Consider the following 10,554-nt stretch of genomic DNA (forward strand, 5'->3'; position numbering starts at 1 on the left):
TGCCCGCGCCGTTGGGGCCCATGAGGACGTGGGTCTCGCCGGCGGCGACATCGAGGTCGATGCCGTGGAGAATGGTCTTCTCGTCCACCGAGGCGGTGAGGCCGGTGATGCTGAGCAGGGGTGTTGCGCTCATAAGAAATCCTTTCGAGGTGCACGGGCGATGTGCGATCCGCGCTAAACTCTAGAAGTTCACTCGGATTAACGATACGATGATAGCCGATTTCTGCGAGAATATGCAGACGTTTCGAGACCAGGCTCGCTGTTTCACATGGTTTACCGCAAGGGGGTTCGCCCATGCTCATTTCCTCAAAGGGCCGCTACGCGCTCAAGCTGATGATATACATTGCCGCGATCGGCGGGGATCCCGTTGCGGGAAGTGCCGTTGGTGATGACGCCCCTGCACCAGGGAATGGGTCGCGCTCAGGGTCGTTGGCCCTTGATGCCCCCGCACGACCCCTCGCGAGCGCCTCGCGTCCCCAGACTAAGGTGTCGCTGCGCGAGGTCGCCGAGCGGGAGGTCATCTCGCTCAAGTACTTGGAGCAGCTGGTGCGCCCGCTCATGAAGGCGGGTCTGCTCAAGAGCGTGCGCGGCAAGGGCGGCGGGTACGTGCTGGCCAAGCCAATGGGCGAGATCAGCGCAGGTGATATCTTGCGCGCTGCGGAAGGGGAGCGCTCTACCGTGGCGTGCGAGGGGCTCGACGGGACGTGCGGCCGCAGCGATTTGTGCTCGACGGTGAAGTTCTGGACCGGCCTCGAGGAGACCATCGACGCCTACGTGGACGGCGTGACCCTCGACGAGCTCGCCACCGTGCCGGAGATTAAGGTGGAGATTGAACTGTAGGTGCTAGTGGCGGCATCGGCGCGAATTGATGCCGCTATCGCGCGCACCGATGGTGCCGGGCAATGTTGTGGCTACGCGCTCCCGTGTTAGGATGATGTTTACCGTCTCCTTACCTTGTCTTGAACGGATCGTTACATGCCCGAGTTTGCTCCTGCGGCGTATTCTACACCGCTTTTCGTCTCTGCGCTTGCCCTGACCGCATTGGCAGTTTTCCATGCCGTGAGCATGTGGAGGCAATGCCGCCGCTTGCCTCTTGGAGACATCATGTGGTCGATGTTCTATGTGGCACTCTTGCTCGTTGTTAGCATTTTTTGCTTGCTCGGTGGCATAGACGCCGAGGCTGGAATCCTCGACCTTGGCGCTTGTGCGGTGGCGTTGTTTTTGTGCGGCACTATCACGCTCACGCGAAATCGCATTTCGGACGGCATGGCGGAACTTCCCATCAAACTGCGGGTTGCCCTACGTGCCGTCGCCATCGTCTGTGTTATCGCATTTGTGTCCATCCTTTCCGCATGGATGATTGATTACGTCTGGTTGGATTCGAGCGGGTCGATTCAGCTGCAATTTTTCGCCGTTACCGTTTCACTGTTTGCCGTTGTTTCTACGGCCCTGTATTTCCTGGGTCAGCGAGGGGGAGCCCTTATGGCGTTTGTCCCCCTGTGCGCTTTGGGATTTGGCATCGCCCAGCATTTCGTGGTGATGTTCAAGGGTACTCCCATCATGCCCACGGATCTGCTCTCGCTTAAGACGGCTGGTGCGGTTGCCTCCGGTTATAACTACGTGCTTACTCCCAAGATGGTTGTGGCCCTGTGTGCGACCGCCGTATGCGCTTGCAGCCTGTCCCTTCTTAAACCGGACTATAGGAGCTTTTCTCGCAGAGCGCGCGCAGTCACTGCGGGCGCGAGCACGCTGGTGGGCGTGGTTCTGTTTGCCATCCTGGGCGGGTTGTTCAACAGGGTGAAACTTGAGGAGATAATTGTTTTTGGGTACGACCGATTTATGCCCATTAATACGTATCAAACGCTCGGATTCGTCCCCGCGTTCATTGAGGTCGCCCAGGATCTGAAGATTCCCGAACCGGAAGGATATGATGGGCAACAGGCGACGGACTTGCTTTATCAGCTCGAAGACGAATTCAATGCCACCATGGGTTCCACGCCCGAGCGCCTTGCGGCGGAGGCTCAGTTCAACGAGATCAGGCCTACCGTCATCGCTGTCATGAACGAGACGTTCTCCGACCTGTCGATATACGATGCAGTGCGTGATGCGGGCTATGGAGGACCTCAATTCTACAATTCGCTCGAGGGGACGCTCCAGCGCGGCACACTCATGGTGTCGGTTATGGGCGGTGGTACGGCAAATTCGGAGTTCGAATTTCTTACGGGGAATTCGATGGCGTTCATTGGCACGGGGAAATACCCGTATCAGCTCTATGATTTGAGCGAGTCCGATAGCCTAGTCAAGCAGTTTAAGCAGCTGGGATACGGCACGGTCGCCATGCATCCGCAGAGCGCAGTTAACTGGAAACGTTCTTCCGTGTATGAGCAGCTTGGTTTTGACCGGTTCCTCTCTATTGAGGATTTTGAGTCCGCGCCCGTGTACCATTCCGGCGCGACGGACGCGTCTACGTACGACAAGATTCTCGAGCTGCTCGAGCAGGATGCCGCGCCGCAGTTCATCTTCGATGTCACTATGCAGAACCACAGTGGTTACGGCGAGGGGAGCGTGCCTGCCGAGGATGTGGTTAACCTGGATGTTACGGGTGTTAACGACTCGGCGGTCTTGTCTGAGCTCGGTGTGTATCTGGCCTGCATCAATAGGTCAGATCAGGATCTGGCGCAGTTCATCGAGAGATTGAAGGGCATCGGTCACCCTGTTGCGCTGGTGTTTTTTGGCGACCACCAACCGGGGCTCGCTGGTACCTTGGCGGATTCCCTGTATGCCGATGCGGCTCAGCTTGACCGAGAGTTCAAGAAGCATGAATCGACGTATATGGTTTGGACGAATTACGAGGTTGCCGGCACGGGGTTCGGTCAAGTTCGGACGACGAGCTCATCGCAACTTGCCGCGCAGGTTCTCTACGCACTTGGTGCACCCCTGACTGATCGTCAGAAGGCAGATCTTGTCTTGGGGCAAAGCGTGGGGGCAATCAACCTGCTGGGCTATATTGGAGCCGATGGATTGAGGTATGAGCTCGGCGTCGAGAGCCCCTATCGTGAGACGATTGCGCAGATGCAAGCGATTCAGTACCTAAGGTTTACGGAGAAGCTTGGCCAGTAGTTTAAGTGTGACTGCGCTTGTCTTTCATTCACAGCCTACGCGAACTGCGCGCGATACGCCTTGCAGACCTCGTCCACGGGTCCGTCCATGCGTAAGTCGCCCTTCTCGATCCACACGGCGCGCTGGCAGATGCGCTCCACCTGGTCCATGGAGTGGCTCACGAAAAGCACGGTGACGTTGCCGTCCTCGATGAAGTGCTGGATGCGGCGCTCGCACTTCTCCTGGAAGAATACGTCGCCGACGGAGAGCGTCTCGTCCACGATGAGGATGTCGGGCTCGGTGATGGTTGCGATGGCGAAGGCGATGCGCGCGACCATGCCGGAGGAGAAGTTCTTCATGGGCATGTCCACGAAGTCGGGAAGCTCGGCGAAGTCGATGATCTCCTGGAAGTGCGCATCAAGGAACTCCTTGGTGTAGCCGAGCAGCGCGCCGTTGAGGTAGATGTTCTCGCGCGCGGTGAGCTCGAGGTCGAAGCCCGCGCCCAGCTCGATGAGCGGCGCGATGTTGCCGCGGACGATGCACTCGCCCTCGCTGGCCTCGAGCACGCCGGCGATCACCTTGAGCATGGTGGACTTGCCCGAGCCGTTGGTTCCCACCAGGCCCACGACCTCGCCGGGGCGCACCTTGAACGAGACGTTCTTGAGCGCGCGGAACTCGTTGAAGAACAGCTCGTGCTTCATGAGCTTGATGAAGTACTCCTTGAGGCTGTTGAGCTGCTCGGACGCCATGTTGAAGATCATCGTGACGTCGTTGACCTCGATGGCGTATTCGGAAGATGCGGTGGTTGCCATTGATGTGTCCTTAGACGTAGAGGATGAACTTGTGCTGGGATTTGCGGAAGACGAGGATGCCGATGGCGAGCATGACGACAGCCCAGACGGCACAGAGCGCGAGAATCTCGAGCGAGGGGCTCTGATTCCACAGGAAGATGTCGCGCATGAAGGTCACAAAGCCGTACATGGGGTTCGCCTTGACGATGCCGATAACCCACAAGGGGGCACCCTTGTCGATGAGCAGCTGGAAGTCCCAGAACAGGGGCGTGAGGTAGGTCCATGCGGTGAGGATGACGCTCCACAGGTGGATGACGTCGCGGAAGAACACGGCGAGCGAGCCGATGATGAGGCCGATGCCGATGCAGAAGATGATGAGGAGACCCAGGCACACGGGCAGCCAGATGAGGTGCCAAGTGGGGACGACGCGGAACCACAGCATGACGAGCGCGACCGCGACGAGCGAGAAGGCGAAGTTCACGAGCGCGAAGAGGACCTTTTGCACGGGGAACACGAAGCGCGAGATCTTGACTTTTTTGAGCAGCGGTGCGGCGTCGAGGAACGACGTGAGCGCGGCGCTGGTGGAGTCGGACATGAACGAGAACGTGATGTTGCCCAAGATGAGGTAGAGCGGGAAGTTCTCGATGCCGTTGCTGAACAGGAACGAGAACACGATGCTCATTACGACCATCATGAGCAGGGGATTCAGCACCGACCAGACGACGCCCAGCACGCTGCGACGGTACTTGAGCTTGAAGTCCTTGGTGACGAGCTGCTTGAGGATGAAGCGGTTCTTCTCTGTTTCGTTCTTGGCATACGGCTGGATGGCAGCCGTGTCGGTAGAGTTATCGGCCACGAGCAGTGCTCCTAGGGCGTAGAGGTTTGTCTAACGAAATGACATCTTACCATGGGGTCCCGTGCCGCACCGTATCTGCACGGGGCGGGGTGACGTAAGACGCGTGGACTGCGAGGTGCTATCGATTGCATGCCATGCTGCCGATTTAAGCGAGTTCCTCGATATGATCACACTCATACCGAGCGGTAAGAAATTGTCTGATGTTTCAATAGCTTACCGAGCGGTAAGACATTAGGAGATGGTAGAATTTAATCCCGTTCGGTACGAAATCGAGTTGTCAGTTGCGGAAATGAGCGGAGCGGAACATGGCGGTCAGGAAAAGGTCGGCAATCCCCCGTGGCGTGGGGGTTCGCCTCGGCGAGTACGAGCGGCCTCTGTCCGAGGAGAGGACGCCTACGGTCGACTTGCTGGGAGACGCGTTGAAAAGGCGCAGGAAAGAGCTCGGTTTTACTCAAGAAACCGCCAGCAAGTACTGCGGTCACTCCGCGCGTGTAATCGGAGAGATAGAGCGCGGAAAGCGCACCGCTCAGTTGGGCGTGGTTCTCGATTACGCTGAATTTCTCGGAGTGGATATTCATCTGAAGGTGAGGGGGCGCAATGCGTAGACTAAACGTTTTCAGGGAATACCATGGCTCTTACGAGCTGGTGGGGAGCATTGCAGATTCCAAGAGTAACGGTCCGAGGTTCTCGTACGATTCTGGATATCTCGCCACGCCTAACGCGACAGCCATCTCTAGGAGCTTGCCTCTTGTCGGTGAATCGTTCCCCCTCCAAAGCACCCGGGCGTTTTTCGATGGTCTGATTCCAGAGGGTCCGATGAGGGAGGCGTTTGAGCGCTGCTTCTGGCTTGGCTGACGAGGGCTTCCCAGAGGCAAAGGAAATGGCAGGCAAGATGGTTGAGGGGGCATGCAGGCGCGTAGATGTGCTGAGCGGATAATCAGGACGGTGGGTTTGCCGCATTTTTGTCCTGTATGGGGCATCTGGAAAGCATGAAACTGCCAAGCGGTGGTATGGCGGCTACAGATTCGACGACGGAGACGTGTATAACCCCGGGAGCATGTTGAACTATATCGATCGGGATGGCACCGTTCGTCCTGGGCATCGTGTTTCCCGAGATGGAGTTCAAAGGCGATGCCCTTAAGAGTATGCTGTACCTCGCCGGTTATCTGACGACCGATGAGACCGCTCTGCCAAACGATACACTCTCGTTGCGCCCCCCGCGCATTCCCAACCGTGAAGTCGCACTTTTGTATCGTGTGGAGATCGTCGGGCGGTTCCAGGGCACCGCATCGCCCTAGCGTTCGAGGATGGCAAAAGCGGGGTTTACGACGTCATGCCGCTACTCGGCAAGGGTGTGTTCAGAGTACTTGAGAACCCACCGCCTTCATTGCCGTGTGCGTGGAGTACGGCGCTGTGACGTGGCGCGGGGAGATAGACATCGCACCCGAGGAGCCTACACGAACTGTAAGGTTGCCTAGGTCGACCCATCGTCGGCTGTCGATTAAAGCGATTCGGTCGATTCCGTCGATTTGAGCGATATAATCGATTTGAGGGATATGACTGGATGGGTGATGCTACATGGCGTGTTCAAAGAAGTTCTTCAATCCGTTTAAGCCCAGCGCTGGGGCGGAGCCGCCGCGCATCATAGGTCGCGATCAGGTTTTCTTGGATTATGTCGGTGCGCTGGAGGGCGGCGCGGGCGCACCGGCCCGCTTGATGAGGGTGACGGGGCCGAGAGGATCGGGAAAGACCGTTCTGCTCACCGATCTGGGCGCCCGCGCTCAGGATATCGGCTGGAATGTGGTCAATATCACTGCGGGTGTCAACATGGTGGACGACTTGATGTACGAATTGAGCCCAGATTCCTCCGTTGACTCAATCTCGCTCGCAGGCAATGCCGCGATAGCATCTGGTGAAGTGTCGATGGGCGTTAAGAGGCCGAACCTACGAGCGCTGATGAAGCGTCGTTGCGGCGAGGGGAAAGGGCTGGTAGTCACTATCGACGAGGTCCAAGATGCGCCGCTTGAGGCCATGCAGCTCATCGCCGGTTCGGTCCAGCACCTCATCAGGGAGAAGGAGAATATCTCGCTTGTGTTCGCCGGCCTCCCCATGGGGGTTATGGATTTGATCAACGGCAAGGCGCTGACGTTTTTAAGGCGCGCCCAAAGCGAGGAGCTTGACTTTATCAGTCTCATCGAGGTGAAGCTGTCCTTCAAGGACGGGTTCGCCGCCTCGGGTTTGATTCTCGACGATGATCAACTTGAGATAATGGCGCATGCGACCGAGGGTTACGCGTACTTGATCCAGCTGATCGGATATTACGTTTGGCGATTTGCGGACTTGCACCGCGCGAGTTCGATGCAGGTTTCCGACGAAGATATGCGCCTCGGTGTGGAAAACGCTATGACGCGATTCCATGAAGTGGTCCATGAGCCCGCGATCTCCAAGTTGACCAAAGGGGCGATGGAGTACCTTGTTGCGATGGCGCGAGAGGGCGAGCGCGCCTCGACCGCCGACGTTGCGAAAAGGATGGGAAGGGAGCCGAAGGCCACGAGCTCATTTCGGCGTTCGCTCATACAGCACGAGGTGATTCAAAGTCCCGTTCGTGGATATGTTGAGTTCTCCGTTCCTTTTTTGAGGGAGTACGTGCTGGATAACGCGGAGGAGTTGCTCGATCGATATTGACTCCTTGATTTCCAACTTTATCGAAACACTTACCAAACTCAGCGAAACGCGCTCCTACTCACGCTCTACCACAGGACGACGTCGTTCCAGCTGGCAGCTGCTCGCCAGCTTAGAATTTGTCAGGTAGTGTGCGCTTGATGAACTCGTCGAACTTGGGGACGGTGAAGTCGACTTCGCCATAGCCAGTTGCATAAATCAGGCCCTTGGCAATAAGCTGCGCCCTGAAAGTCGAAATACGGTTCGTCGGTGAGATCCCCATGTTTGCGGCAATGTTTGCCATCGTGCAGGGAAGCTCTCCGCATTGGACCATTGCAACCAGGAATTCTTGCTGTCTCGGAGTGCATCGATTGAAGCGAACGCGGAAGAAGCCGTTGTCGAGGCGTTCGTTGGTAGTGGCGATATTGGATGCAACATCATCGACGGTAATGACCTTTGAAGAGCTGTTCTCCCATATGGTTGCACACATCTCTTGAATGAAGTAGGGATAGCCATTCGTTTGCTCAATGATGGCGTCGACGGCCTTGGGCTCAAATGCAACGCGAAGCTCCGCAGCGGGCTCGATAATCGCTTTTCGCGCAGAGTCGATTTCAAGCGAATCGACTCTGGAGAACTCAAAGAGGCGTTCAGTATAGGATTTGACATCACCCATAGTCTTGAGAATCTTGGGAAGCCCAGCGCAGAAGAAAATGACGGGCAGTCCAAGCTGGTTGATGCGGTGGACTGCGGTGATCAGAGCCTCAAGTTCCCCCTCTGAGGCATACTGGATCTCATCGATGCAAAAGCAGATGGCCGTATCGGCCTTTTGGGCATAACGGCCAAGCTCCACCATCACCTCGGTGAGGTCGTTAGTGAGATTTCCCGTTCCCGCTGTGGCTGAGGAAAGAGCTTCACCGTCAAGTTCAAACGAGATGGTGTTGTCAGAGGGATTCCACGTTGCTGTGAACGACCGAATGACCGATATCAGCTTACCGAGCTTGTTCTGAAGCGTCTTCTTGGCGCTGAGACTAAGGACGAACGCGCTACAAGCATATGAAAGGGAACGAACGAAGCTCCCGGATTTCTCTGTGACCTCAATGTGTCTAGAGAGGAGCCCCTGATCTTCAGCCCGCTCCGCAACGGCGTTAAGGACGACGGTTTTACCCACGCCTCGTAGCCCGTAGTACACGACCGAACGAGCGGGGTAGCCCGCTTTGATGGCGAGCAGCCTTTGCTCGGCACTCTCAAGTTCAGTGTTTCGGCCGGCAAGATACTTGGGCATCATGCCAGCACCAGGCGTATATGGATTCCTGAAGTCAATCATCAGATGCCTCCTTGCTTCATATATTAGCTGATATCTAAGGTGGAAGGATTGGGCGTGTTCGGAATCAAGGGTTTAAGTAAGTGGGTTTTAAGACGGTTATGAAGGTCGCAGTGTGGTTCTCATTGATGAGTGGGGGTTAGGCTGTGAAAACTTGTCTAACTGGACGGTAGAACCTATAGAATCCGAAGCTAACTCTCCTTGGGGACCTACTTATCTGTCTGGGCTTTCATTTTATTCCTAATCTTTTCAATTTGATGCTTGCGCAATAATGAGGTTAGGATGAAGCCCGCTCCACCGATGAGAAAAGGGATGGCCATTGTCCGGGCAGTCCATAGGACTTGCTCCAATATTAGATGGAAGAACAGCTCGACCTGTGGGCTAGCCAAGTTTGATTCTATGCTGATTGCCGCGTCTGCCTGGATTGTTATGTATGAGAGAATGGTGATTGATCCGGCAGCAATGAAGAGTGCGAGGGACGCTGCTGCCCATACTATGAATCCTCTGATTATGAAGAATGTGTTGCCATGTTCTACAGCCCAGACAACAGTCGCTTCGAGCCCGTTTTGTAGATCTGCTTTCCGGGGACTGTCTGGTAGGTCATTGACGTCGTCCAGCTTGGCTTTGACATTACGCAATGGATCAGATACCAACTGCTTGCCAATTAGAGCCGTGATGATAGCAAGTGCCCCGCTAATTAATGTCGGGATGAACGCTTCAGTCATTTGAACCTACCTTTCGGTTGTTTTTTCTGCAATGTGCTCAAGTCGCAAGACGCCTACTTGGGACGGGCACCACCCTATGGGCGGCGAAGACGTATCAATTATGAACTATCGACCAAGCGATGCCTCGCTGCGTGCAGGTGTGCGCCCGTGAAAAGTAGGGGAGTGTGGTTGCCATTAAGCACCCCATCCCCAAAGCAACGCATCTCAGGGAGAACCTGCGTTGTTTCCAGTGACTCTGTGATTGACCTCCCTGCCCTTTATACTAAAGAGCGCCCTTGGGCGTGGTCCATATTTCACTTCTGCTTGGAATGGCTTGTATCATATGGAGACCCAGTTGTCGGATACCACTAGCAGGTAGTAGCTATTGGAATTCTGGATATGGAATTACTTTTGTTTGGGCGACGATCGGATTCTTGCTTCCGGCATCTGGGTTCTGCGAGAATTCACTCCAAGATGCGTTCGCTCAACGCGAGTTGATCTCTCGGATATAGGGGAGATCAACAGGCGAGAAACTGAAACCTGCAACAATGATCTCGTGAACAGTTGAAAGGGCTTTAAGCCAGGAAAGCGAATTTGCCAGAATTAGGTGAACGGGCTTTTTTGTTTGATGGATGAACTTGATCCTCAGCTCTTCAAGCATGTCTTGCTCGTAAAACGCTTGAGGGGCGAGGGGCTCGGCGCTTAATGCTCCAGAATGACCGAATATTAGCTGTTCGTCTTCTGCGCTTCCATGGATGTGAAGTATTTTACGAGGGTCAATTCCAAGGCGTTCTTCGAGCGTCATTGTATAGTTGAAGGTCAGATATCGAGTGTCATCGGTATCGACGATTACACCGTCGCTGTGTGCAGCGGAAGTGTCAATCTGCTGAATCCATGAACGAAATACCTTAGATAGCTTCCCGACATCCACCTCCTTGCGCATTGCCTGGTAATGATAATTCCAGGAGGCGCTTTGTCGCTCCCATTCAAAATCACCTTCATCATCAGAGTCGATTAGATTGAAAATGTTGCTAAACAGGCAGCCGGGGAGAAAGCGATCCGAGCGCCTCCTCCAAATTCCTCCAGAGCTCACCTGAACAGATTTCAAATAGGACTTCAGCA

General features: G+C 55.4%; 11 protein-coding genes and 1 pseudogene. 6 read left to right on the top strand and 6 right to left on the bottom strand.

The genetic code is table 11. The annotated features are described in order from the left end of the window. A pseudogene (locus ACT8II_RS05180) lies at positions 1–133 on the bottom strand (Fe-S cluster assembly ATPase SufC); the annotation flags it as partial. Between the two features lie 161 nt (positions 134–294). On the opposite strand from ACT8II_RS05180, the gene ACT8II_RS05185 reads away from it, so the two are divergent. Then, positions 295–840 carry an RrF2 family transcriptional regulator gene (locus tag ACT8II_RS05185; protein WP_302742768.1) on the top strand — a complete coding sequence of 182 codons (546 nt, stop codon included), beginning with the start codon at positions 295–297 and terminating at the stop codon, positions 838–840. A 264-nt stretch (positions 841–1,104) separates the two neighbouring features. Then, entirely contained in the window at positions 1,105–3,120 is a 2,016-nt protein-coding gene (locus tag ACT8II_RS05190) for an LTA synthase family protein (RefSeq protein ID WP_443813207.1), read from the top strand. Positions 3,121–3,155: 35 nt separating this feature from the next. Here ACT8II_RS05190 and ACT8II_RS05195 read toward each other — a convergent pair whose 3' ends face one another. Together ACT8II_RS05195 and ACT8II_RS05200 are read right to left on the bottom strand one after the other, a co-directional pair. Beyond that, positions 3,156–3,911, bottom strand: a complete 756-nt coding sequence (locus ACT8II_RS05195) for an ABC transporter ATP-binding protein (protein WP_443813209.1) — start codon at positions 3,909–3,911, stop codon at positions 3,156–3,158. A gap of 10 nt (positions 3,912–3,921) precedes the next feature. Continuing rightward, on the bottom strand, positions 3,922–4,746 hold the full coding sequence (locus tag ACT8II_RS05200; protein ID WP_294123845.1) for an ABC transporter permease: 825 nt from the start codon (positions 4,744–4,746) through the stop codon (positions 3,922–3,924). A 305-nt stretch (positions 4,747–5,051) separates the two neighbouring features. Here ACT8II_RS05200 and ACT8II_RS05205 point away from each other — a divergent pair, with 305 nt between their 5' ends. From ACT8II_RS05205 to ACT8II_RS05220, 4 genes are all read left to right on the top strand, one after another. Then, a complete protein-coding gene (locus ACT8II_RS05205) occupies positions 5,052–5,351 on the top strand; it encodes a helix-turn-helix domain-containing protein (RefSeq protein WP_304292044.1) in 300 nt (99 codons plus the stop codon). Beyond that, on the top strand, positions 5,344–5,601 hold the full coding sequence (locus ACT8II_RS05210) for a HipA N-terminal domain-containing protein (RefSeq protein ID WP_443813211.1): 258 nt from the start codon (positions 5,344–5,346) through the stop codon (positions 5,599–5,601). The genes ACT8II_RS05205 and ACT8II_RS05210 overlap by 8 nt, the downstream gene beginning before the upstream one ends. A 224-nt stretch (positions 5,602–5,825) precedes the next feature. Then, positions 5,826–6,044, top strand: a complete 219-nt coding sequence (locus tag ACT8II_RS05215; RefSeq protein WP_294158963.1) for a hypothetical protein — start codon at positions 5,826–5,828, stop codon at positions 6,042–6,044. Positions 6,045–6,324: 280 nt separating this feature from the next. Continuing rightward, positions 6,325–7,431 carry an ATP-binding protein gene (locus ACT8II_RS05220; RefSeq protein WP_118653345.1) on the top strand — a complete coding sequence of 369 codons (1,107 nt, stop codon included), beginning with the start codon at positions 6,325–6,327 and terminating at the stop codon, positions 7,429–7,431. A 109-nt stretch (positions 7,432–7,540) separates the two neighbouring features. Here ACT8II_RS05220 and ACT8II_RS05225 read toward each other — a convergent pair whose 3' ends face one another. The 3 genes from ACT8II_RS05225 to ACT8II_RS05235 all read right to left on the bottom strand — a co-directional run. Beyond that, the gene (locus ACT8II_RS05225) at positions 7,541–8,731 is read right to left on the bottom strand and encodes an ATP-binding protein (RefSeq protein WP_304292048.1); all 1,191 of its coding nucleotides are present in this window, start codon (positions 8,729–8,731) and stop codon (positions 7,541–7,543) included. 206 nt (positions 8,732–8,937) lie between these two features. After that, positions 8,938–9,453, bottom strand: coding sequence for a hypothetical protein (locus tag ACT8II_RS05230; RefSeq protein WP_443813214.1), 516 nt, complete (start codon positions 9,451–9,453; stop codon positions 8,938–8,940). A 463-nt stretch (positions 9,454–9,916) separates the two neighbouring features. Continuing rightward, positions 9,917–10,554: AbiH family protein (locus ACT8II_RS05235; protein WP_443813215.1), on the bottom strand; the 638-nt coding region annotated here is incomplete at its 5' end.

Origin of the sequence: Collinsella sp. (genome assembly GCF_052346665.1) — a bacterium.
GTDB lineage: Bacteria > Actinomycetota > Coriobacteriia > Coriobacteriales > Coriobacteriaceae > Collinsella.